General features: G+C 44.3%; 14 protein-coding genes. 11 read left to right on the top strand and 3 right to left on the bottom strand.

Annotated elements, in window-relative coordinates; genetic code table 11:
- Positions 1–8: 8 nt before the first annotated feature.
- The 5 genes from GGD38_RS07975 to GGD38_RS07955 all read left to right on the top strand — a co-directional run bounded on the left by GGD38_RS07975 (position 9) and on the right by GGD38_RS07955 (position 7,784).
- Complete coding sequence (locus GGD38_RS07975; RefSeq protein ID WP_375298538.1) at positions 9–1,658, top strand: RagB/SusD family nutrient uptake outer membrane protein; 1,650 nt, start codon at positions 9–11, stop codon at positions 1,656–1,658.
- A 228-nt stretch (positions 1,659–1,886) separates the two neighbouring features.
- Positions 1,887–4,157 carry a GH92 family glycosyl hydrolase gene (locus tag GGD38_RS07970; protein ID WP_375298539.1) on the top strand — a complete coding sequence of 757 codons (2,271 nt, stop codon included), beginning with the start codon at positions 1,887–1,889 and terminating at the stop codon, positions 4,155–4,157.
- A gap of 11 nt (positions 4,158–4,168) precedes the next feature.
- On the top strand, positions 4,169–5,608 hold the full coding sequence (locus GGD38_RS07965) for a glycoside hydrolase family 28 protein (RefSeq protein ID WP_375298540.1): 1,440 nt from the start codon (positions 4,169–4,171) through the stop codon (positions 5,606–5,608).
- Positions 5,609–5,821: 213 nt separating this feature from the next.
- The gene (locus GGD38_RS07960) at positions 5,822–6,463 is read left to right on the top strand and encodes a hypothetical protein (RefSeq protein WP_375298541.1); all 642 of its coding nucleotides are present in this window, start codon (positions 5,822–5,824) and stop codon (positions 6,461–6,463) included.
- Positions 6,464–6,830: 367 nt separating this feature from the next.
- The gene (locus GGD38_RS07955) at positions 6,831–7,784 is read left to right on the top strand and encodes a CvpA family protein (protein WP_375298542.1); all 954 of its coding nucleotides are present in this window, start codon (positions 6,831–6,833) and stop codon (positions 7,782–7,784) included.
- Between the two features lie 48 nt (positions 7,785–7,832).
- Here the strand turns inward: GGD38_RS07955 and GGD38_RS07950 are convergent, their stop codons facing one another.
- Positions 7,833–8,000 carry a hypothetical protein gene (locus tag GGD38_RS07950; protein WP_375298543.1) on the bottom strand — a complete coding sequence of 56 codons (168 nt, stop codon included), beginning with the start codon at positions 7,998–8,000 and terminating at the stop codon, positions 7,833–7,835.
- A 247-nt stretch (positions 8,001–8,247) separates the two neighbouring features.
- Here GGD38_RS07950 and proB point away from each other — a divergent pair, with 247 nt between their 5' ends.
- The 3 genes from proB to GGD38_RS07935 all read left to right on the top strand — a co-directional run bounded on the left by proB (position 8,248) and on the right by GGD38_RS07935 (position 15,039).
- Positions 8,248–9,282, top strand: coding sequence for a glutamate 5-kinase (gene proB / locus GGD38_RS07945; protein ID WP_375298544.1), 1,035 nt, complete (start codon positions 8,248–8,250; stop codon positions 9,280–9,282).
- Positions 9,283–9,292: 10 nt separating this feature from the next.
- On the top strand, positions 9,293–10,534 hold the full coding sequence (locus tag GGD38_RS07940) for a glutamate-5-semialdehyde dehydrogenase (RefSeq protein WP_375298545.1): 1,242 nt from the start codon (positions 9,293–9,295) through the stop codon (positions 10,532–10,534).
- 380 nt (positions 10,535–10,914) lie between these two features.
- Complete coding sequence (locus GGD38_RS07935; RefSeq protein WP_375298546.1) at positions 10,915–15,039, top strand: two-component regulator propeller domain-containing protein; 4,125 nt, start codon at positions 10,915–10,917, stop codon at positions 15,037–15,039.
- Positions 15,040–15,108: 69 nt separating this feature from the next.
- Here the strand turns inward: GGD38_RS07935 and GGD38_RS07930 are convergent, their stop codons facing one another.
- Entirely contained in the window at positions 15,109–15,456 is a 348-nt protein-coding gene (locus GGD38_RS07930) for a hypothetical protein (protein ID WP_375298547.1), read from the bottom strand.
- A gap of 660 nt (positions 15,457–16,116) precedes the next feature.
- On the opposite strand from GGD38_RS07930, the gene mgrA reads away from it, so the two are divergent.
- From mgrA to GGD38_RS07915, 3 genes are all read left to right on the top strand, one after another.
- Positions 16,117–17,112: an L-glyceraldehyde 3-phosphate reductase gene (mgrA, locus tag GGD38_RS07925; protein WP_375298548.1), complete on the top strand. Its 996-nt coding sequence runs from the start codon at positions 16,117–16,119 to the stop codon at positions 17,110–17,112.
- Positions 17,113–17,375: 263 nt separating this feature from the next.
- Positions 17,376–19,697: a glycoside hydrolase family 2 TIM barrel-domain containing protein gene (locus tag GGD38_RS07920; RefSeq protein ID WP_375298549.1), complete on the top strand. Its 2,322-nt coding sequence runs from the start codon at positions 17,376–17,378 to the stop codon at positions 19,695–19,697.
- Between the two features lie 80 nt (positions 19,698–19,777).
- Positions 19,778–20,674 (top strand): aldo/keto reductase, encoded by an 897-nt coding sequence (locus GGD38_RS07915; protein WP_375298550.1) that lies wholly within the window; start codon positions 19,778–19,780, stop codon positions 20,672–20,674.
- Between the two features lie 235 nt (positions 20,675–20,909).
- Here GGD38_RS07915 and GGD38_RS07910 read toward each other — a convergent pair whose 3' ends face one another.
- A complete protein-coding gene (locus GGD38_RS07910) occupies positions 20,910–24,560 on the bottom strand; it encodes a PKD domain-containing protein (RefSeq protein ID WP_375298551.1) in 3,651 nt (1,216 codons plus the stop codon).
- Positions 24,561–24,591 lie beyond the last annotated feature (31 nt).

The following is a 24,591-nucleotide window of genomic DNA, read 5'->3' as shown; positions in this document are numbered from 1 at the left end:
TGTGTAATATGAAAAAACGACTTATAAATATAGCAACTTCGTTGATGGCTGCTGGCGCTATGGTTTCGTGTCATAAGGTAACGGTAAAAGCCACCTCCGAATTAACGCCAGATGTATTTCCGGCAGATTCCGCTTCTTATATCTCTGCAGCAGGCCCAGCCTATGTTGCATTAAGAGGTAACATTGGTATCGAGTATTTCTTTCAGCAAACCTATAGTACCGATGAAGGCATTATGCAGGCAAGAGGCGGTAACTGGTACGATGGTGGGCAGAATATGGAAATGCATTACCATACCTGGACCAAAGACAACGGTTATTTGAATGGTAACTGGTACTGGCTTTCCACCATCATTGGGGTAGTGAACCAGGAATTGTCTATCCTTGGTAGAACACAACCCGAAGGAGCTACCAAGGACCAGTCGCTGGCCGAGTTGAAAATGGTACGTGCGCTTGCGTATTATTTTATGATGGATAACTATGGCAATGTTCCCATTTTTACCACATACGGAGATTTTACTCCGCGTGATAAAACGCCACGGGCAGAGGTATTCGCTTTTATTGTTGACGAAATAAAATCGGCGTTGCCCAACCTGAGCACTACTGTTAACACCAGCACGTATGGCCGGTTTACCCAATACGGTGCTTATGCCCTGTTGGCAAAAATGTATCTGAACGCCGAGTATTATACAGGCACCAAAATGTATAATGAGTGTATAGCAGCCTGCGATAATATCATCAGTTCAGGTAAGTTCAGCATAGCCAGTTCAGCTAATTATTTGAAAGCGTTTTATCCTACAAACGGTCCAACAGCTGTAGGTAGTAAAGAAGAGTTCATCTTCGCCATACCGTTTGATGCTACCTCAGCCAATACCTTCGCTTTCCGTTCGGCAAACTATCATAACCGTTATGATCTGCCGCGCTCCATGGGTAAAGTGGCCGCCGGTGCAGGGTATAATGTTTTCAATATCAATCACGTCCCAGGCGGCCCTGCAAGTACTTTGCCTGAGTATTATGCTTATTTTTATGATGCCAATGATGTGCGTAATAAGCAGTGGCTTACTGGCAAACAATACCTGCCAGATGGTGTTACTCCACTTACAGTTACAACTACCAAGGCCGGTTATGATGCCATCACCTTTAAGGGTGACAATACGCCCTACATCTATCATGTAGACCTGACGCCGAATATTGAGCTCAGGAACAGCGCGGCGCCGTTTGATAGTGGAAACGATGAGGTGGCCTGGAACATGGGATACCGTAATATTAAATTCTATCCCGATGCTACTTCTGCCAGCAGAAACCAGAATAATGATATTCCCGTTTTCAGATATTCCGATATCGTACTTATGAAAGCAGAGGCTATACTTCGTGGAGGCAATGCTACGCTTAGTCAAACAGCTTTGTCACTGGCAAACGACCTGCGTGCAAACCGTACCACCGCTGCTGCCTGGAGTACAATAAATCTGGATAGCATATACAATGAACGTAGCCGTGAGTTCGCATGGGAAGCATGGCATCGTAATGATATGATACGGTATGGTAAATACGAAGGCAAATGGGGTTTTAAAACCAATGCTGACGTATATCGGAGAATATTCCCGATTCCAACCAATGCGTTTGCTACAAATCCCAAGCTGACGCAAAACACCGGCTACTAAACTTATTATACCCAACAGAACCTGTAAGTTTTAGTTTTAGGAAAGGCGATAAATATAGAACCGGGCCCCGCCTTAGAGGCCCGGTCTATTTTCAACCCAAAGCCGCTTTTAAAATCCACATATTCCAGTCCATTTTTGAAGTTTAATTACATTTTTTTTCATAATCATGTAGCAGTAAATACTGACCCTCCGGGCTTTCCAGCCTGGAGTTTTTTTTAAATTGCAATTATGATGAAAAAGCTACTTTTATATAATTTGCTTATAGCGCTGACGGGATGCGTATATAGCCAGGACCTGGTAAAATACGTTCAACCTTTATCAGGTACAGCTCCTTCAACAACTACAGCCGCACAAAAGCACAGTGAAGCCGGTTCAGAGAAGAATGCCAATACCATTCCCGCAGTTGGGGTGCCATTTGGCATGACGCAATGGACACCGCAAACCCGTACTTCTGAAACCAAGTGTATTCCCCCTTACTTTTATAAAGACAGCCTTATAAACGGTTTTCGCGGTACGCACTGGATCAGCGGTTCCTGCATGCAGGACTATGGTAGTGTAACTATAATGCCGGTGACCGGCACTTTGCGAACAACCAATTTCGCCACACGTTTCTCACATGAGCAGGAAATTACTACACCCGCCTATTATAAAGTTGCATTACCGGAATATAAAATTACTACCGAATTAACATCAACTGCCCGTTGCAGTATGATGCAGTTCACTATGGAGCAGGATGATAGCTTATTCTTATTGATCGTGCCCAACAGCGATAGGGGTGAAGGGAAAATTATGATTGACCCTTCAGGAACCTCCGTATGTGGAAGTAACCCCGTGCATCGTATTTACCAGGGTTGGGGCAATGCGGCTGGCTTTAGTGGTTACTTTTGTATTGAGTTTGAAATAGTACCAGTGCGTAAAGGTGCATTTCGGGAAGCCGAAGTATTTGCCAACGCCAACATCCATAATGAAAAGAATATAGGCGCCTTTGTTGGGTTTAAGCTAAAGAAGGGCGAACAGCTTCGTGTACGTATTGGAACTTCTTTCTGCAGTATAACAGAAGCAAAAAGCAATCTGAATGCTGAAGTTCCCGGCTGGGATTTTTATACAGTATTGGCCCAGGCCAATAAAACCTGGCAGCAGGCGCTTTCACAAATACAGGTACAGGGAACAAATGAAAAAGATAAACGCATTTTTTATACGGCCATGTATCACGCGCTGCAACATCCCCGACTGTTTAGCGATATAAGTGGCACGTACCCGGCATTTGCAGGCGGAAGTTTGAAAAGGCTGGCCGATGGACAGTACTACGACGATTTCTCTATGTGGGATATTTACCGTGCGCAATTGCCTTTGTTACAAATACTGCAGCCCACGCGGGTAAACCAATTTGTTTCATCTATGGTGCTAAAGGGACAACAGGGAGGCTGGTTGCCCATTTTCCCCTGCTGGAATAGTTATACAGCCGCCATGATCGGCGATCATGTAACAGCCTTTATTGCTTCTGCATATGCAAAAGGCATTAGGAATTACGATGTGGCTGCAGCCTATAAGCTGATGCGGCAGAATGCATTTGATTCGCCCAATAACGAAGATTATATAAATGGAAAAGGCCGGCGTGCCCTGCAATCGTATTTACAATACGGTTATATTCCTATGGAAGACAGTGTTCAGGAAGCCTTTCATAAAAAAGAACAGGTGAGCCGCACCCTCGAATATGCTTATGATGATTATGCATTATCGGTGGTGGCCAAAGGCCTGGGCAAAACAGCCGATTACAATGCGCTGCGCAAACGTTCATTAAATTATAAAAATGTATTTGATAAAAGCGTAGGATTGGTTCGTGGTAAATACGTCGACGGGCATTGGTACCAACCCTTTAATGCCGATAAACGCGAGCCCTATATAACAGAAGGAACACCACGCCAGTATACTTTTTATGTACCACACGATGTAAGCGGATTGGCAACTCTAATGGGTGGCGATAAAGCCCTGGAAAATGCGCTCGATACCCTGTTTGCAAAAAATGAATACTGGCATGGTAATGAACCGGGGCACCAAATTCCGTTCATGTACAATTACACGCCTTCGCCCTGGAAAACCCAACAGGTGGTACGTAATATACTGGGCGAAGAGTACAGCGACGGCCCCGGAGGTTTAAGTGGCAACGACGATGCCGGTCAAATGAGCGCCTGGTATGTATTTGCCGCGCTTGGGCTTTACCCGCTTGATCCTGTTTCGGGTGAGCATCTGCTTTGTTCGCCCATTTTCGACAACATCACCATGCAATTGCCTGATAATAAAAAGCTGCAGATCGTTTGTAAAAAGCAATCTGCCGGGGATATATATATTAAACAGGTAAAGCTTAATGGAAAACCATACCCTAAGAATTTTATTACCTATGCCGATATTATGAAAGGCGGCATGCTGGAAATCGAACTACAACAAAATCGCGGCGCCTGGGGCGCCTCACCCAATGCCCGCCCTGCGGCATTAAAATAAAACCCACTGTGATGATAAAGAAACTGTCTATAGTAAGCTTAGTATTGTTGATAACCCTGCCGCTTACCGCACAACGCATTTATAATATAATGACCTATGGCGCCAAAGGCGACGGCAAAACAAACGACGCCCCCGCTATTCAAAAAGCCATCGATGCCTGCTCAAAGAGTGGGGGCGGCCGGGTGTTGGTACCCTCAGGCCATGTTTTTGTGGCCAGTCCGTTTAATTTAAAGTCAGGGATCGATCTGCATGTAGAAGCGGGCGCCAAACTACTGGCCAATCCTGATGAAAAGGCATACACAAAAAGCGCTTTTCGCCAGAACCCCGGCGAAGGAACCATATGGATAGGCGGGGAGAATATTCGCGATGTTTCGATCACTGGTTTGGGTGAGATCGATGGCAACGGCATTTCTTTTATGGGCAAAGAGCTCGATGATTCATATGAGCTTAAACCTTTCAACATTCTTGACCCCCGCCCGCATGTGCTCACAATAGTTGGCGGTAAAAATATCCGCATCAGGGATGTACGCATTGGCAACTCTGCCTACTGGACTGTTCACCTGGCTGGTTGCAACGATGTGGTGATAAACGGTATTACGTTGTTAAATTCACTAAAGGTGCGTAACAGCGATGGCATCGATGTAGATCATAGCAAGAATGTACGCATCAGCGATTGTTATATTGAGAGCGGCGACGATTGTATTTGCCTGAAGAACCGCCGCGAGTATGAGGAGTTTGGCTGTTGCGAGAATATTACCGTAACTAACTGTACCATGACCTCGAGAAGCTGTGCCATAAAGATTGGTTCAGAAAATATGGATACCATTCGCCAGGTGGTGTTCAATAATTGCATTATTAAGAACAGCAACCGTGGAGTGGGTATACAAAACCGTGATGAAGGCGTGGTGCATGATGTTATTTTTTCGAACATGATCGTTGAGGGCCATTTGTTCAGTGATGTATGGTGGGGCAAGGCCGAACCAATTTATGTAACCGCTTACCGCCGGGCAAAGATCAACCATAAGGATGCCAACTGGCGTTTTCCCAAAGGCGCTACGGAAGGCAGGGTAGGTATGGTGTACAATATTTCGTTCAGTAATATTAAATGCATCGGCGAGAACGGTATTTATGTAAGCGGCGAATCGGCCGGTAAGATCGTAAATATTAGTTTCGATAATGTTGATGTTCAGCTTAATAAAACCACCAATATTCCTGGTGGCGTGTATGATCGCCGTCCGGCCAATGTGGAAGGATTTGTAAAGGGGCGCACCTCAGCGTTTTATTTCGACCAGGCGCAAAACATTCGCCTGCGCAACTGCTCGGTGCAGTGGGGCAATAACCGGCCCGAATATTTCGCCCATGCGGCAGAAGCTCATGGAGTTGATAGTTTTACGGTGTTCAATCTTGAAGGAGGGGCTGCATTTCCTCAGTTACCGCCAGTGAATAAATAGTTTCCAGTTTCCGGTTCCCGGTTCCCAGGGCCCGAACCTTCAGACTTCCGAAAACAATTGGGGCCTGGAAGTTCGGGTTTTTCCTTGTTAACCCGTCAACTTGTTAACCCGTCAACTCCTTATCAACCCGTCAACTCCCCCTCCGTGTTAACAATCCTTTGGCAAAAAATCCTCCAATTGTAACTATTTTCGCCAGGAACAAATAATCAAACTATGCGATCCTTAATAACCCTGTGCCTGCTGGGCTTTAGTATTGGCGCCATGGCCCAGGATGAACCGTTGCCCGATCTCCGAAATAAAAGAGAAAGCTTTACAAAATATCCGAAAGGCGAAATTCGCGACGACCTGGCCACATTTACCATTGGCGGTATTGACGAGCGGCTCGGAAAAAATCCGCTCCAAAGAATACCTGCTACCGACTTCAACATGAAATCTATAACTTTTGAAGGTAATAACATAAAAGTGGTGATCAGCAGCGGTCCTTTCGATGCATCAAAACACAAATTGTTTTATTACTATGAGAAGAAATACCTCGTTAAGATAGATAATAAACCTTATTACGGCGATTATGGCACCGTTCCAACTACAGCCATAACTTCGGTTACTGTTATAGTTAATAATAAGGATACAGTGGCTATTCCGCCAACGGCATATGCCGATCTGTTCCATCCCGATTTTACTTACTCAGAAGGCGGAACCATAAAAACACATAATGCAGTGCTGCAGTCGGCCGACAAAAAGAGATTGTACATCTACATGGTGAACAGCGAGTCCATCGGCAAATATGAGGTGACGTGGATTTTGCAGGATAATAAATATGTAGGACGTGTGATAGATTCAGGAATTATGCGTTAACATTTCTTTTTAGTGTTGGTTAACCAGTAGCGATTTTCATCCCTGTTGTGATTTATTAATAGGTATAAACAACACATTTTCAGAAGGGAAGCACTTATAAAAAATGCTGGAAAAAATATTTTTCTCCAGCTCACAATTTACGAACCACGAACACCGTTAGTAGTACGGTTTTTCATAGGATATTGGATTTTTAACAGGCCTGGATTTCTATCCGGGCTTTATTATTTTAGTTCGGTTTGCAACTATAATTGTAGAATTTTAGCAACAATACGATATGCCCGGGTGTAAATCTTACAAGAGAATACCTGAAAAATACAATTCATACCTGTAGCATGGTTTTTTACTGGTAATACCAAAGAGTGCAAGTATGAATTGGGTCGATATATTGCTACTGGTAATAGTAGCCTATGGCATTTGGGATGGTTGGCAAAAAGGATTTATCCTGGAGTTATTGTATTTGCTTGGTTTAGTGATCAGCATTGCCGCCACCTTTTTATTATACCCTTACCCTACCACTTTTGTAAACAAATGTTTTCCCTCACTCGGTTCCTGGGCCTTACCGCTTTCTTTTATAGTTACATATGTTCTCATGCGGGTATTAACAAATTGGCTCATCAATCATACACTACGTAAAATTCCGGCCGAAGCGCATGGCCGCTGGGATAATAAATTCCTTGGCATGATACCGGGTTTTTTTAATGGCGTAGCGCATGCTATAATAGGTGCAGCGTTGTTGCTGGCCCTGCCCATCAGTAATAATATTTCGAACAAAACCCGCGAAAGCCGTTTTGTGGTAAAATTATCGGTGCCGGCCGAGTGGATAGAAACTAAATTATCGCTCGTTTTTGATGAAGTAGAAAGAACTATGAACCGGTTAACGGTAAAACCGGGTTCCGATCAAACGGTGATCCTTCCTTTTAAAGTAATTGCCCCTCCGCCCCGTGCCGATCTGGAAGCTCTTATGTTAAGCTGGGTAAATGCCGAACGAATAAAAGCAGGGTTGAATACAGTGAAAGCCGATCCGGAATTGACCGACGTAGCCCGGAAGCATTCAGTTGATATGTTTCAGCAGGGATATTTTTCGCATGTATCGCCTAATGGCATGGGACCCTTCGATCGCATGCGTAGTGATGGGGTCCAATTTACCAATGCCGGTGAAAATATTGCGTTGGCGCCAACGCTCGATATTGCTCATAGTGGGTTGATGCATTCACCGGGCCATAGGGCCAATATTCTTCGACCTGAATTTGGCCGCCTCGGTGTTGGAATCGTCGACGGTGGCAAGTATGGACTAATGATCAGTCAGGAATTTAGAAATTAAGGCAATTGGGAATTCTTTGCCTATTGCCTGTTGTCTATTGCCAATTGATTATTTTCTCCCAAACAACTTACTAATAATAAAGAATATTAAGGCTATTACACCCACCACTAAAATAATTCCCCACCACATACCTGCTTTAAAAATGGTTTCAATTGCTGCACAACTTGTATAAAACATGGTCATCAGCACAAATATCAAGTAATAAAACGCTTTCATATTTGTTTGTTTATTAGTAATATCTAAAATGACGTGCCTGTTGTAAATAGTTGAAATTCATATGATTTGAAGTGTTTCTTTGTGGAAATTCTTGCCCGGAAAATGCTGAACGCCAAATGCTGAACGCTGAACGCTATTTTCGTGTATTGGAGTTCGCGACGGTTAGCGAGGCTCATAAAAGCACAGTGCTGAGCCTGTGTTTTGCGTTCTGCGTTCCACGTTAAGCGTTTTGCGTTAAATTTGCGCCATGCAAAAACCGGTTATTGTTATTAAGCTTGGCACAGCGGTCATAACTAATGAAGAGGGCGTTATCAGTCATTCCATTATAAAAAAGGTAGCGGCAGAGATAGCGGAATTGTTTTCTACCCACCGGGTGGTGCTGGTTTCAAGTGGGGCGGTTGGGAGCGGTAAAGTTTTTATTCAGAATTACAAGGGCAGTATCACTGAGCGCAAAGCTGCGGCCGCAGTGGGCAACCCACTACTTATTCAATTATACCAAAAGCAATTTTCGAAGTACGATATTCCGGTGGCGCAAGCTTTGTGTGAACGCCACCATTTTAGCAACCGGTTTCAGTTCCTGCAGTTGAAAGAAACCTTTGAAGCATTTTGGCAAAACGGTATTCTGCCTATTGTGAACGAGAACGACCTGGTAAGTAATGTTGAGTTGAAGTTCAGCGACAACGACGAACTGGCTACCCTCATTGCCGTAGGTTTCGATGCCGAAACACTCGTCATTTGTACCTCAGTAGGCGGGTTTGTGGATGATGCCAAAAAAATAATCCCCCGCGTTGAAAAGATCGACAGCAAGGTGATGGGTTTTGTGCAAACCGGTAAAAGCAGCCTGGGCCTTGGCGGCATGACCTCCAAACTCACTTTTACCCGCCTGGCTACCTCACTGGGTATTCAGGTGATCATTTGCGGACTGGCTGGCAAAACTCCATTTGCCGATGCGCTTGAGGGGAACAACGGTACCACCTTTGTTTCGCAGGCCTCAAATTTAAAAGCGCGACAAAAATGGCTGGCCAGTGGTTCTATTACACTGGGCTCTATTTCGGTTGACAAAGGGGCGGTTAAAGCCCTGCGCCAACGCCGCAGTTTGCTTACCGTAGGCGTTACCAATGTACAGGGTAAATTTGCAACTGGTGAAGTTGTTCAAATAAAAGACGAAGAAGAGAACATTATTGGCGTTGCCAAGGTTAAGCTAGAGGCGGCGGCCATTAGAGATGGTATTTCGCAAAAGAACGTACTGGCAGCACATGCCGATGATATTGTAATATTTTAAAGATGGCCTGATGAGCACAATACAACCACAGATAATAAAGACCTGGAAAGCCGCTATCAACCTGCGGCAGGCGAGCGATAAACAACTGAAAGCTGTTTTATTACAACTGGCCGATGAGCTGGAGAAGAACAGCAATGCAATACTGAAAGCAAACCAGCTCGATGTAGAGAAACAGGATCCCGAAAATCCGCGTGTAGACAGGCTGATCCTGAACAAACAACGCATTGCAGGTATAGCCAATAGCATTCGCAACATTAGCCGGCTGCCTAACCCCAGCGGTAAAACGCTGGAGAAGCGCCGCCTCGACAATGGATTGTTGTTGCAAAAGATAGCCGTTCCATTGGGTGTTGTTGGAGCTATTTATGAATCACGCCCCAATGTAACGTTCGATATTGCGGCTCTTTGTATCCGTAGCCAGAATGGTTGCGTGCTCAAAGGCAGCAGCGAAGCCGATAACTCCAACCAGGCAGCCATTCGCCTCATCAAAAAAGTGCTGAAGGCAAATGGCATCGATCCCGATTGTGTGACCCTGTTGCCATCGGCACGGGAAACCGTACAGGAATTATTTACCGCTACAAAATATGTAGACGTATTAATACCCCGTGGTTCCGAATCGCTGATACAGTTTGTAAGAAAGAATAGCCAGGTGCCGGTGATAGAAACTGGTGCGGGCGTGTGCCACGTATATGTGGAGAAAGAGGCGTCTATTAAGAAAGCTGTAGATATTGTCGTGAATGCCAAGGTATCGCGTCCGTCTGTGTGCAATGCTATGGACACGGTGTTGGTCGATGAATCAGTGGCGCCCGCATTCCTGAAACAATTACAACCGAAGTTTAATGAGCACCAGGTAGAGATATTTGCCGATGCCAAATCGCATAAATTATTAAAAGGTTATCCGCATTTACAAAAAGCGGCTCCCGAAGATTTCGACCGGGAGTTCCAGAGCCTGAAATGCGCGGTTAAAGTGGTGAAGAACATCGACGAAGCGCTGGACCATATCCGCGAGCATTCAACCAAACACTCAGAAGCTATTGTAAGCAATAATAAAAAGCATTGCGCCCGTTTTCTGCAGGAAGTAGATGCCGCTGCGGTATATACCAATGCATCGACCCGTTTTACCGATGGTGAAGAAATGGGCCTTGGCGCTGAAATTGGTATAAGCACCCAAAAACTACATGCCCGCGGCCCCTTTGCATTGGAGAAACTGGTTACCGAAAAATGGTTGCTGCAGGGGAATGGGCAAATACGTTAGTTCTCAGTTCTTAGTTTTTAGTTCATAGTTCATAGTTCATAGTTCCCGTGTCATGGTTTCGGATCGTGGCACGGGTTAATTTTTTTGTGCTGACCTAATAGAGTTTCGATCAAATTTCGCGAGCTTACTCACCACTCACCACTCACCACTCACGCCTTTTTCCAACCTATTAACTAATAACCTAATAACTTTCTCCTACGCCTATATCAACTCTATAAACTCTATCACCTTTTCAACTCCCTCGTCAACTCCCTCGTCAACCTGTCAACTAGTCAACTAATTCCCGTACATTTATAGCCGGCACAGACATCAACAAGAATGCCTGTATTGTCAAATAAACAATTGCTAATTACTGTTCACAAATGATTGCCATTCCGCTAATGAGCGGGAGCCGATTTACCATGATTGACCGCTTATTGATTATAACGCTTGTTTTTTTACTAAACTTCTTTCCTGTAGCTGCACAACCTGTGCAATATCCTTTTTCTCACCTCGATATCTCAAACGGATTATCACACAACCAGGTTACCGCCATTATAAAAGACGCCAAAGGCTTTATGTGGTTTGGGACCGCCTCGGGTTTGAACCGTTACGATGGTTATACATTTAAAGTTTTCCGGCATAGAGAGAACGACTCCACCTCGCTGAACGACGATCTTATTGTAAAAATTCAGGAAGGACCGCATAATAAATTCTGGGTCGATACCCGGTACGGACAATGCATTTTTGATCCCGTTTCTGAAAAAGCCAACGCCAATACACTGGCCTATTGCCGCCAACTGAAGTTGCCCGTTGCCCCGGTCACCGATATTGTAAAAGATAAACAGGGTAGTTACTGGTTTGCACAAACGGGTGTAGGCTTCAGCAAATATAACCCGGCCGCACAAACGGTTCGTACCTTTTACCGGCAGGCAGTAAAAGGCAATGCGCCCGATATTGCCGATATGGCTGCCGATAATGCCGGCATTATTTGGGTAATATATGCCGATGGGCTACTGGAAGGTTATAACTCCGCAACGGAAAAACTGATCTTTAGCAAAGCCGATATCTTTAAACGTTCAGATGAATTGCGTTACCGCTTGTTTGCCGATATGCAAAATGAGCTATGGATCTATACTGACAGCTACCCGCAGGGAGCATTCTGCTTTAATACCGTCACCAACCAACTGTTGCATTATCACCGCGAGGGAAGTGTTACAAGATTGAACAACAATTTGGTTACCGGTATTCAGCAGGATAATAATGGAATGATCTGGATCACCACCGATCATGGTGGGGTGAATTTGATAAACAAAAGAACCGGTAGTATTTCTTACCTCGAGAATAAAGCGGAAGATATAAAGAGCATAAGCCAGAACAGCATCAATGCCATTTACCGCGATAATACCGGCATCATTTGGTTGGGGTCCTATAAAAAAGGCATCAACTATTACCATGAGAACATCATTAAATTCCCGGTGTACCGGCATTTATTGTCAGATGCGCGCAGCCTGCCGTTTGATGATGTGAACCGTTTTGTTGAAGACGATAAAGGCAATTTATGGATAGGCACCAATGGCGGCGGTCTCATTTATTATGATCGCAGTAACAATACTTATCGCACATTCAAACACAACCCGGCCAATGCCAACAGCATCAGTAATGATGTAATAGTAAGTCTGTGCATCGATCATAATAAAAAACTATGGATAGGTTCATATTACGGCGGGCTCGATTGTTACAATGGGCAACGGTTTATTCATTATAAAAACGATGTGGCCGACTCAACCAGCATTTCTGATAACAGCATTTGGGAAATATATGAAGATGCGCAACAACAATTATGGATCGGTACGCTAAGAGGTGGGTTGAACCGGTTCGATGCACAAAAGAATATTTTTTATCATTATCGCAAGGGACCTGGTTCGCTCAATTCAGATTATGTTTCGGCACTGGCCGAGGATCAGCAGGGTAATTTATGGATAGGTACCGAATCGGGTATTAATATTTTAAACAAACAAACCGGTAAATTCATATACTATGCGCACGATTCAAAAGACCAGCGTAGTTTAGGTAATAACAATGTTACCGCTTTGCTGAAAGACAGTCGTGGTAATATGTGGGCTGCCACCCGCGACGGATTGAATTTATTTGATAAGAACACAAACGCATTCCGTCATTTCAGTACGTCAGATGGGTTGGCCGAAAACAATATTCTCACCATTATGGAAGACAATGCCCACACCTTGTGGTTGGGTACTACCAATGGTCTTTCAAGGGCATGGTTACAAAACAATGGGAACGATGTTTTACAAATACTGTTCAGGAATTATGATGAGCGCGATGGCTTACAGGGGCGCGAGTTTAATGAGAATGCAGCCTTGAAAACAAAACAGGGCGAACTGATCTTTGGCGGTGCCAATGGATTTAATATAATTAGTCCGGAGGCAATTGCTCATAATACCATTGTGCCCGAAGTTGTGCTCACCGACCTGCGGGTATTCGATAAAAGCCCGCAGCCCGGTGAGGTGATCAATAATCGCGTTCTGTTAAATACAGCTATTTCAGAAGTGAAAGAGATCACCCTTAAGTATCATGAGAATATCTTTTCACTTGAATTTGCTGCGCTCAATTATTCAAATCCCGAAAAGAACCAGTATGCCTATAAACTCGAAGGTTTTAATAACGACTGGCTAACAACCGATGGCTCACACCGTACCGTTACTTATACCAACCTCGATCCTGGCAAGTATACTTTTAGGGTAAAGGCCAGTAATGGCGATGGTGTTTGGAATGAACAGGGCAGTGCATTGGTGATAACTATATTGCCACCGTTTTGGCGAACCATTCCGGCATTTATTATTTATGCTATTTTGTTGGCTGCTATTTTATTTGCCGCCCGCCGCCTTACCATTCAACGTGCGCATATGCGTTTTCAACTGGCTCAGCAAAAGAAAGAGGCCGAGCGTGTACATGAACTCGACCTGTTAAAGCTGAAATTCTTTACCAATGTAAGCCATGAGTTTAGAACACCACTGTCATTGATAATGGCGCCGGTAGAAAAGATGCTGAAGCAAACGCATGAGCCCGAGCAGAAAAAGCAATACCAGTTAATATATCGTAATGCCCGGCGACTACTGGCATTGGTAAATCAATTGCTCGATTTTAGAAAGCTTGAAATGCGCGAGCTGCGTTTATATCCATCGCTGGGCGATATTGTAGCATTTGTAAAAGAGGTGTCGCATTCCTTTACCGATATGGCCGTGTCCAAACACATCAACTTTAATTTTACCACCGATATTGCTTACCTGCAAATATCTTTTGACCCCGATAAACTGGAACGTATTTTATTTAACCTGTTGTCAAATGCATTTAAGTTCACACCCGAGTACGGGAACATAGAGGTAATGGTGAGCATGCAATCGCAATATGTTTCCATTCAGGTAAGAGATAGTGGTATTGGTATTCCGGTTGAAGACCAGGATAAAATATTTGAACGTTTCTTTCAACACGATGTGCCGGGCAGTATTTTAAACCAGGGGAGTGGTATTGGCCTGGCCATATCAAAAGAGTTTGTTCGCCTGCACCAGGGAACTCTTGGTGTAACAAGTGAACCTGGTAAAGGAACCTGTTTTACGGTATTGCTGCCGGTAACAGGTGCTGCTGTGGAAACTACTGCCCCTGTTAGCGAAGAGCTGCTGGCAGCAGAAGTGGGGGAAGGGCAGCTTGAGCAACCGGAGAAGGGAAACCGCAAACGACCGGTTATTTTAATTGTTGATGATAACGAAGATATACGGTTCTACCTGAAAGATAACCTGCGCCGCAATTATACGGTGTACGAAGCAGTGAACGGGGCCGAAGGTTGGGAAAGAACAAAACAGCTTCAGCCCGACCTGGTAGTAAGCGATGTAATGATGCCTGTAATGGATGGCATGCAGTTGTGCCGCAATATCAAGAACGATAAACATACCTCACATATTCCGGTAATATTATTAACGGCGCGTTCGGCCGCAGAACCTAAAATGGAAGCCTTTCAGGTGGGCGCCAACGATTATGTTACCAAGCCGTTTAGTTATGAAATGCTTCAGTCGCGCATCAGAAACCTGCTTGCTCAGCAGGAAGCCATGCGAAAACTGTTTCAAAAGCAGTTGGAAGTAAACCCAACAGAAATAAGTATTACTTCTGTTGATGAACAGTTCATTCGTCAGTCAATTGAAACGGTTGAACAGAATATAAGTAACCCCGATTTCTCTGTTGAAGACTTAAGCCGCGCTTTACATATGAGCCGGGTGGCCCTGTATAAAAAGCTGTTGGCCCTTACCGGTAAATCGCCACTTGATTTTATAAAGACGCTTCGGTTAAAACGGGCGGCGCAGTTGCTTGAAAAAAGCCAGTTTACCATTTCAGAAATTGCTTATGAAGTAGGGTTCAACAACCCCAAGTATTTTGCCCGCACTTTTAAGAAGGAGTTTGGCCTGCTGCCGTCGGAGTATGCTGCAAAGAAAACCCAAGCCCCCAACACCTAAAGGGGAGAAACAGCAAAAAAATAGCCGTCCCGGCTTCACCGGAACGGCTTGTATATAGAGATCCTGTGTTTAATGTTTCTTATGCCCAGGTGCATATTTGCGGGCCGATTTATCGCCATGTAATTTTTTCTCATGGCCGGGCGGGAGTTTTTTATGATGGCAATGGTGATGGTCATGATGATGGCATTCGTCTTCGTGATGGCCATGATGATGGCACTTGTCTTCGTGATCACATTTGTCACATGTATGATGATCGTGGTCTGCCGGTTTGGTTGGATTGTTATCCGGCGCCGGGTTTTGTGGTACCGGGTTCTCCTTTACAATTTCTGGTTCGTTAGCGATGGGTGGTTCCGATTTTGACTTACAACTACTGCCGGCCAATATGGTAATAGCCAGCGCACAAATGATATACTTCATTCTATAGGGTATTGAATTTTCGCGTATTAGCGTATTGGAAACAATTATAATATTATTTTTTAGATAATGCAATGACTACCCCTTTTTATATGTAGGGTTAACATTTTAGTACCATGAAAAATACATTTTGGTACCTATAGAGCCAGGCGCAAAGGGTATTTTAGCAGCCTCAAACGATTGCTATCCATGCCTTTTCCTTTTCCAGGTTGCCTTTTGAGTTTAAGGCAGCCTGGTTTTTTTATGCCTATTTGTAAAATATACGGTCAATCTGTAATAATTTCTCTCTATTTGTAGGGGTTTCCCCATGGCTTGTCTTATGCCTTGTTGAGCAATAAGTTATCCGGTCAAATGCCCGTTGGGCCTGTAATAAATTGTTAAAATAACGGCTGTTAGTTTTGTTTAACCACATAATTAAATAAAGGTTGTAGCGTTTAACATACAGTATAGTTTAAACCAGAGGAGAGTTTGCAGGGCTGTATACTTTATAACCCGGAGGCTAAGTATTATTCTTTACTATACGTACTTAAATACTAATAATTCGCGTTATATATATTACGCATTGAATAACAAGGATTATGTGTATAGAAACGCAATGCACCGGGGCTTCAGGACAAATGTGCTTTCATTTTTTTAAGAATTCCATTAATCAATAACTTTTAGATGGCATATATACCGTCTTCGTCCCGTTACGATTCCATGACGTATAATCGTTGCGGCAATAGCGGTCTGTTGTTACCGGCTTTGTCGCTTGGTTTATGGCATAATTTCGGTGGTGTAGACGATTTCAAGAATGCCCGTCGTATAGTAAGGCATGCATTCGATAAAGGCATCACGCACTTTGACCTGGCGAATAACTATGGGCCACCGCCCGGTTCGGCCGAAGAGAATTTCGGCGCCATGTTGAAGAAAGACTTTTCAGGCAACCTGCGCGATGAGCTGATCATTTCAACAAAGGCAGGTTATATTATGTGGCCGGGGCCTTACGGCAACTGGGGATCGAGAAAGTACCTGGTATCGAGCCTCGATCAGAGTTTAAAACGGATGCGGTTAAATTATGTAGATATATTTTACTCGCACCGGCCCGATCCTGAAACGCCGTTGGAAGAAACCATGATGGCGCTGCATGATATAGTGAAGAGTGGAAAAGCGTTATATGCAGGCATCTCAAATTATAAGGCGCCCGAAGCAAAACGTGCCTTACAGATCTTAAAGGACCTGGGTACACCGTGTCTTATACATCAACCCAAGTACTCGATGTTTGAAAGATGGGTAGAAGATGGTTTGTTGAATGTATTAGAAGAATATGGTGTGGGTTGTATACCCTTCTCGCCACTGGCACAGGGTTTATTGACCGACAGGTATTTAAAAGGAGTGCCTGAAGGCTCAAGAGCATCGAAAGAACATGGATTTTTAAAGACGAATGATATAACACCCGAGAAACTGGAGAAGATACAAAAGCTGAACGACATAGCTAAACGACGTAAGCAATCACTGGCGCAAATGGCGTTAAGCTGGTTACTGAAAGATAAACGCATAACAACCGTGTTGATAGGTGTAAGCTCAGTAGAACAGTTAGATAACAACCTTGCCTGTTTAAAGAACAGGCTGTTCTCATCTGAAGAGTTGAATGAAATTGAGGTGATATTGAAGGCATAATTTGAGTGTTATTGCAAAACGTATTGCTAAAAGAAATGATGAATATATAGGACCATTGAAAGGATTTAAAACGCTTAGACAAAACAAAATTTAGTATTATATTGCACCGTTCGTAGAAACTACCAACCCCAGCCAACAACCGCAGAGAAGAAAACCCGCTAAGGTATTCTTACTTGCCGGCAGGTTATAAAAGATCTGGTCAGTAGTTTTTATACGGTTAGGTCTGATATCTTATTTAGTAGCTACTTATCCATACACCTGAAATGAAAAAGACTATCCTGCATTTGTTGATCATGCATGGGATTATAGCCCAGGCGCTTGCACAGGGAACTGCAACCCAACAGACTGAGAAAGAGCATGGCTCTTTACGTGGTCTCTACAGTTCCAACGATCGTGCCAATGACATTAGAGCCAAGTTACCCCTGCCTGGCCTGCTGGGACAACAGGGACTGGCATCAAGTAACTCGCATAACACCGCCGCCCGCAAGGTATTCGATTCTTATATAGAACGGGTAACCATCGATGCCAAGGCATCAGGAGATTTCTCTATGCAGGTGTTCAGTAGCGGTATTCAACCCAATCAAACCATTGAGTTCACAGTGTTAGACCCTACCGGTAAACCACTGGGTGAACCCTTAACGGTAAACGCTACTGAAAAAGCGGATATTAAAAAGCAGTTTTCCATGATCAGAACATGGAACCCTGAAAACCCACACCTGTATCAGATCGTATTAACTTTAAAAGACGCATCCGGAGTATTATACACTTTTACTAAAAAATTCGGTTTCCGTTCAGTTGAATCAAAACCCGATGGTATTTATGTAAACGGCGTTAAGGTGATCTTTAAAGGTCTTAACCGTAAAAGCGCTGAGTTAGGTAATGCAAGATCTTCGGAAGAAGCTTACCTCACTGATATCAATACCATGAAAGACCTGAACATGAACGCCGTTCGGTTGTCGTACTACCCTGTTGACCCGCACTACTTCGACCTGTGCGATTCTATAGGTTTGTTTGTTATCAGCGAGCTTGCTCCTGGTGGTAAACCAAAAGAAATGGTAAAAGAGATCGTGTTCAGCGGTTTGAACCATCCTTCTGTAGTATGTTGGTCAACCGGTCCCGACTTTGCTTCTAATAAAGAGTTGGATAAAGAGTTCGCCACTTTAGATGTGCAGAACCGTTATGTTATCCATCCCGTAAATAAAGAGAACGGTAAAAAATCAGATTTCAATACAGTAGCCAATTCTATTATATATGGCACCGAAGCATATACGCCTATAGAAATTGGTAACGGTATCTTCTCTGGCGGTCGCGCTGCCGGTTTAGATGAGTTCTGGTCAGAAGCCAGCAGATCGAATAAATTCTCTGGTACCTTCCTTGCTACTTATCAGGACAATAACGGTATCGATCCTGCCCATGGATATGATCTTAAATCGAAAGAAAAATGGGCAAGCTACAATGCCATTAAGGAGATCTTTGCTCCGCTTGGCTTCGATATCAACTCCATCAGCCCTTCGTTCAACGGCGTAATAAATGTTGAGAACAAATTCCTGTATACCAACCTGAACAGATTAAAGTTCAGCTGGAAACTGATATTGTTCCCCAAAGCTACCCAAAAAACACTGGAGCCACTGGTGGTAGAAGAAGGTAAACTGGAATCACCTTATACCGGTCCTGGTGAAAAAGGCCAGTTGAAATTTACATTCTCTCAGCCTTTCACTTATTCAAGTGTGCTGCAATTGAATGTTACCGATCTTAAAGATAAAGAAGTATATACCTGGACGTTCCCCATCATGAAACCTGAAGATGTGGTAAAAACAAGTCCTGAGGTTGCTTCTATCTCAACCATCATGCGTACAGAAGATCCGGAGCACCTGTCATTGGTTTGCGATGGTATCAATTATATCTTCGATAAAAAGAGCGGTATCCTTACCAAAGTATATGTTGGTAAACGTGATCTGCCTTTCAATGGTCCGTTCCTGGCTGGTTTATCAAACTATACCATGGCCGACTTCAAACACCTGGTAAAAGATAATACCCATACAGTAGATATTACTTATAAAGGTGAGAGCTCACTGAGCGTTAAGTGGACCTTCCACACTGGTGAGCTGCCTCGTATGGATTATTCATACGCTATGAAGTCACCTGGTGAATTTACCGGTATCACCTTCAAATATCCTGAAGAAAAGATAGCTGGTATGAAGTGGTTTGGTCGCGGCCCCTTCCAGGTTTGGAAGAACCGCACCAAAGGTCAAACGATAGGTGTGTGGGAAAAAACCAACAAAGGAAACGCAGAATATAAAGGATGGCATGCAGATATTTACTGGGTACAGTTCACAACAAACATGGGTGCCTTTACCATGTATACCGAAACGCCCAACCTGTTCCTGCAAATGTTCAGCCCATTAAAACCAGGCTCTACATTGAATGAGTTCAGCGGTACGCCATTCCCCGATAATGGTAACATTGGTTTCATGCACCAGATCAGTGGTTTGGGCACTAAACCTGCGGAAACTGCGCCTTCTAAAAGCTTAAAGAGCGCCAGCGAGCAGTTAAGCGGTACTTTATATTTCGATTTCAGATGGTAATATAGCTACTAACTTACTTATCATAGAAAATGTGCCCCGACAAACCGGGGCACATTTGTTTTTTATACGACATTTATACCATGGAATATATACAGCTGGGAAAATCAGACATGCGCATTAGCCGTATTGCTTTTGGTTGTATGTCGCTGGGCGATGATTATGCCGGAAGCGAAAACATCTTACACCGTGCGGTTGACTTAGGCATCAACTTTTTCGACACGGCCGATCTGTATGCAAAAGGTTTAAATGAAAGTATGGTAGGTAAGGCGCTTAAACCTTATCGCCAAAACATATATATAGCTTCCAAAGTAGGTAACCAATGGCGTGCAGATGGCAGCGGGTGGGACTGGAACCCGCGTAAGGATTATATTCTTGAACAGGTAGAAGGCAGCCTTAAACGGCTGCAGGTTGATCACCTTGACCTGTACCAGCTGCACGGCGGCACCATAGATGATCCTATTGATGAAACCATTGAAGCATTTGAACTGCTTAAGCAACAGGGTAAGATCAGGAATTACGGTATTTCATCCATTAGGCCTAATGTAATTAGCGAGTATATCAAACGCTCTAATATCGTAAGTGTAATGATGCAGTACAGCCTGCTCGACAGGCGGCCCGAGGAAACCTGTTTACAACTATTACAGGAAAATAACATTGGGGTGCTGGCCCGCGGTGCTGTAGCACAGGGTCTGCTTATAAATAAACCGCCTAAAGCATATTTGAACTACTCACCTCAAGAGGTTGAAAAGGCAGCAGCGGCCATTCAAAAAATATCGAACAGTAAACGCAATGCTGCTCAAACAACATTGCGCTATGTACTACAGCATCCGGCCATTTCCGCTGCGGTTGCAGGTATAAGAACTATACAGCAGCTAGAAGAAGCGGTGGGGGCGGTGCAAACACCTGCCCTCAATGAAAAGGAAATGGCTGCCTTAAAAGCAGCTGTTGTGGTGAATAAGTATGAACAACACCGGTAAGGCTAATGTGATAATGTGATAATTTGCTAATGTGATAATGAAATACAACTGCACGCAGGCGAGGACTGCCAATGCACGTGAGTCTTAAATAAAAGAACTAAAAACTAAGAACTAAGAACTAAAAACTAAGAACTAAAAACTAAGAACTAAAAACTAAGAACTAAAAACTGTATTTCCCTTTATCAACTCTATAACCTCTATCACCTTATCAACTACCTCGTCAACTCGTCAACTCTTATCTTATAAGAGTAATATCACCCGTCTTCCTGACTTTATTACCATCAAAATACTCCACATCAAGTGTATACGCATACACATCCATAGGTTGTTGCTGGCCATTTAAGCTGCCATCCCAGCCTGCACGGCGATCGTGCGTTTCAAACACCAGCTTGCCCCAGCGGTTGTAAATGCGCCACGTCATTTTAGCAATACCAAACCCGGTTACCGTTACATAACTGTTACGGCCAAAACGACCGGGTGTAAACGCGTTAGGCACATCGAGCAGGGGATTTATCAATGCCTGTACAGGTTTACAAATAGTATCGGTACACCCCTGTAATGAAAAGGCTACCAAACAGGCGTTAAAACTACCGGTAGCATTATATTGATGGCTTACGGTATCGGCATTTTTTTTGGTAACTATTTCTTCATCGCCAAATTGCCATTCATAGCTTACTGCGCCGGTCGATAAATTGGTAAAGATGGTTGGCCTGTTCACCTCGGGCGTTACCGGTGCAAACGAAAAGTCGGCTACAGGTTTGGGATATATAGTAATATCAAACTGTGTGGAGTCAACTTTATTACAGGTGGTCGTATCTACAACCCTCAATTTTACCGTAAAGGTGCCTGTGTTGGGATAAAAATGCACCGGGTTCACTTCGCGCGATTGTGTCTTATCACCAAAATCCCAATAGAATTCTTGTCCGGCCAACGATGTATTATTGAACACGGCATAGTAGGGCGCGCAGCCCTGTGCGGGTGTTTCAAAACGCGCATCAACCAGCGGCGATACCCGTAACGTGGTGTCTTTTACGTCGGGCGAGTTACAATAAGCTGTATCGTTAAGTAAGAGTTTGGTAATGTAAGTGCCTGCCGACTGGTACGAGTGCCGTATGGTTTTGTCGCCGGGAGTTATAACGGTACCATCGCCAAAGTCCCAGGTAAAACTGGCCGGGTTAAATGGTTTGCCAGGCGGAAAGGTAGAGGTGTTCACAAATTCATATTTCAACGACTCACAGGGTGGTTGTTTGGCAATTGTATAAGCGAGATTAGCCGGGTCGTCGCGTACATGTATGGTCAAATACGCCGTATCGCGAATGTTACAGCTGGTAGAGTCAACGGCTATGAGGCGTACTCTAAAGCTGCCTGTTTTTTCAAATTTGTGGCTTATATCGTACGTGGTGGTGTATTGTTCGGGGCTGCCATCACCAAAATTCCATTCATAGCTTTTCGCATCGAGGATGGTGTCTTTAAGTGTAACGGTGAAGGGTACGCAACCCACCGTATCGAACAAGCCTTTGAAATAAGCTTTGGGGCCCGAACCTACGCCGGAAAAGTTAAATAGTATTTTAACCGCGCCCAGGTTACAGCCATTGCTGCCGGCGCCATTCGTTGGCGACCATACGCCGTTTGTAACAGGATAGTTTTTGGTAATAGGCAGATCGCGCATATTGCCGTAGCAATTGGCGCATATGGCCTGGTAAATAGCGCCCTGCGCATCGAAGCGGCTGGTGCCGCCATCAACGTGTTCGCCCAAACCACCATCCTGACCAAAGAAGGAACCGTAAAGTAATGACTCGGCATTTCGTTTCAATACAATGAAGTAGAAATCGCGGTTATCTGTAATTGTTTTTAATGCATCGGGTGTTACAGGCATGCCTCTGGTACCGGCAAGGTCATAGGGGTCCTGTTGGGTAGAAGCCGGTACATACCAGCCACCCCAGCCGGAGATATAAACATTCTCACAACGGTCAACAAGGAACGCTACGGGTGAAATATTGGGTTTGCCGCCACTGCCAAACACGGTGGAATATTGAATGCCGGCCAAATCGGGTTGTAATTTTACTACAAACTGTTTAGTGCCGCTATTGCTATAAGCTGCATTTATAACGGGCCACGATCCACGCGTTACACCCATTACGTATGGATAATTATTCCGGTCGAACTGAATGCCGTAAATGATGTCTATTTGCCCTGTGCCCATGTAAATACTGCGTCGCAGTGTAGTGCCATCATTTGAAATAATAGATACATACCCGTCAATATCGTTGGCGCCGCCCACCAGGTGGTCGCTTATAACTGAGTTGTTAAGACCGCTAATAGTACCTGGTAAGTCACTGCTCATGGTGCCGCCAGATACATAGATATCCTTTGTTGCGGGATTCAATGCCAGTACAAAGGCCGCATCATCGCCCGAGCCGCCTAAAAAAGTACTCCATTCTATTGCTGTACAACCGGGATTTATTTTAAGCACCACACCATCCTGACCGCCTTTTCTATTTTTTTGAAAAGCATTGGCTGTGGTTGGAAAATCTGATTGCGATTGCCCGGCAACATAAATGTAACCGTCCTTATCAAGTATCACTTCGCTGTGCGAGTCGTCGCCATAGTTCCGCAGCAGCCTGTTTATTTGATGAGCTTCGCCGCCCAGCTCCATCTGGTCTTCTATATTTAAGCCATCATCGCCACCGCCGCCAATACGCAATGAACCTATTAATCCGGTACCCGTAGCGTTTAGTTTTGTAACAACCATATCGCAACCGCCGCCTGTACCTATAAGCGTACCGGGGTAGTTGGAGGAATATGTTCTTCCCAAAATAACCAGGTTGCCCTGGGGATCGCAAAATAAACTGTGAGGGAAATCGTCGGCATTACCACCTAAGTAAGTGGCAAATTCTCTTTTTGAGCCGTCGGGGCTGAATTTAAAGATGCCTATATCCAGCTTCTTAGCACCACCATTTGTCCAATGGGTTTTATAAGCGCCGGGTGAGGCCGGAAAGCCGGTACCGAATGAGATACTGCCCGAAAATAAAGAACCATCGGGGCCCGGTGTGGCGGTAAAACCCCATTCCTCGGTAGTGCTGCCGGTAAATGAAGAAAAGATGATAGATGGGTCAATTACCAGTGTACTGGTTTTTGAATAGTCGCCTGTTTTAAACCGCACCCTGTTCTTTCCTTCAATTTTATAAGCGCAGGAAGTTTCCTGTTTGCCACGTATTTTATCAAACTGGTAAGTGTATGGATACAATTCCCGCACATCGCCCACGCTTGTTTTTATTACCAGTTCACTGTTCTTTATCGATAGCTTATCGGCCCCATCGTATTGCATAACTATATCGTTCGCATTGCCACCGGGGTTTACAATGATATCGTATTTCAACCGGCCGCCTTCGGAGTAATAGCGTACGTCAATATTGGGGTAAACGTTTTTATAAATAACCGCCTTACAGCTTTTTACATTGCTGGTCCATTTTGAAGGATCGTTGCCTATGATGTAGTTGCTGTAACCTGATAATACTTTATCGGGCACAATTTGCGGATTGGTTGCACCGCCAACAAATTGTACACGGTATGCATGTGAGCGAATGCTGGGCCGTGTGTTTGTTTCTGTTTGTAAATTCCTGGTGGTAGTGCGTGCGTTGGTACCATTGGTTTCAGACTTATGGTCATCGTACACTTGCCGAAGGTCGGTTGTGTTATGCTGTACTATGGTAAAACCGTTCTCTTGCAGAAAAAAACTACCGGCGGGTAAAACGCCTTTAAACTTTACTTCACTTTCCCATTGCCCCTTGTTTTCAGTAAACTCAAAAGCGGTAGGGGCTTGTGCAGCCAGGCGTACAGCTCCTGTAAAGCACAGGGCTATAGCTAACAGGATATTCTTAACCAAAACGCGTGTTTTCAAAGTGTAATAATACGAA

This window comes from Niastella sp. OAS944 (genome assembly GCA_024809215.1).
Classification (GTDB): domain Bacteria; phylum Bacteroidota; class Bacteroidia; order Chitinophagales; family Chitinophagaceae; genus Niastella.
Note: the sequence above shows the minus strand (reverse complement) of the source record. Positions and strands in the feature narration are given on the sequence as shown.

What these genes read in the sequence shown, in the direction of transcription:
- GGD38_RS07975 (WP_375298538.1), top strand. Translation starts at nt 9, where the DNA reads ATGAAAAAACGACTTATAAATATAGCAACTTCGTTGATGGCTGCTGGC.
- GGD38_RS07970 (WP_375298539.1), top strand. Translation starts at nt 1,887, where the DNA reads ATGATGAAAAAGCTACTTTTATATAATTTGCTTATAGCGCTGACGGGA.
- GGD38_RS07965 (WP_375298540.1), top strand. Translation starts at nt 4,169, where the DNA reads ATGATAAAGAAACTGTCTATAGTAAGCTTAGTATTGTTGATAACCCTG.
- GGD38_RS07960 (WP_375298541.1), top strand. Translation starts at nt 5,822, where the DNA reads ATGCGATCCTTAATAACCCTGTGCCTGCTGGGCTTTAGTATTGGCGCC.
- GGD38_RS07955 (WP_375298542.1), top strand. Translation starts at nt 6,831, where the DNA reads ATGAATTGGGTCGATATATTGCTACTGGTAATAGTAGCCTATGGCATT.
- GGD38_RS07950 (WP_375298543.1), bottom strand. Translation starts at nt 8,000, where the DNA reads ATGAAAGCGTTTTATTACTTGATATTTGTGCTGATGACCATGTTTTAT.
- proB (WP_375298544.1), top strand. Translation starts at nt 8,248, where the DNA reads ATGCAAAAACCGGTTATTGTTATTAAGCTTGGCACAGCGGTCATAACT.
- GGD38_RS07940 (WP_375298545.1), top strand. Translation starts at nt 9,293, where the DNA reads ATGAGCACAATACAACCACAGATAATAAAGACCTGGAAAGCCGCTATC.
- GGD38_RS07935 (WP_375298546.1), top strand. Translation starts at nt 10,915, where the DNA reads ATGAGCGGGAGCCGATTTACCATGATTGACCGCTTATTGATTATAACG.
- GGD38_RS07930 (WP_375298547.1), bottom strand. Translation starts at nt 15,456, where the DNA reads ATGAAGTATATCATTTGTGCGCTGGCTATTACCATATTGGCCGGCAGT.
- mgrA (WP_375298548.1), top strand. Translation starts at nt 16,117, where the DNA reads ATGGCATATATACCGTCTTCGTCCCGTTACGATTCCATGACGTATAAT.
- GGD38_RS07920 (WP_375298549.1), top strand. Translation starts at nt 17,376, where the DNA reads ATGAAAAAGACTATCCTGCATTTGTTGATCATGCATGGGATTATAGCC.
- GGD38_RS07915 (WP_375298550.1), top strand. Translation starts at nt 19,778, where the DNA reads ATGGAATATATACAGCTGGGAAAATCAGACATGCGCATTAGCCGTATT.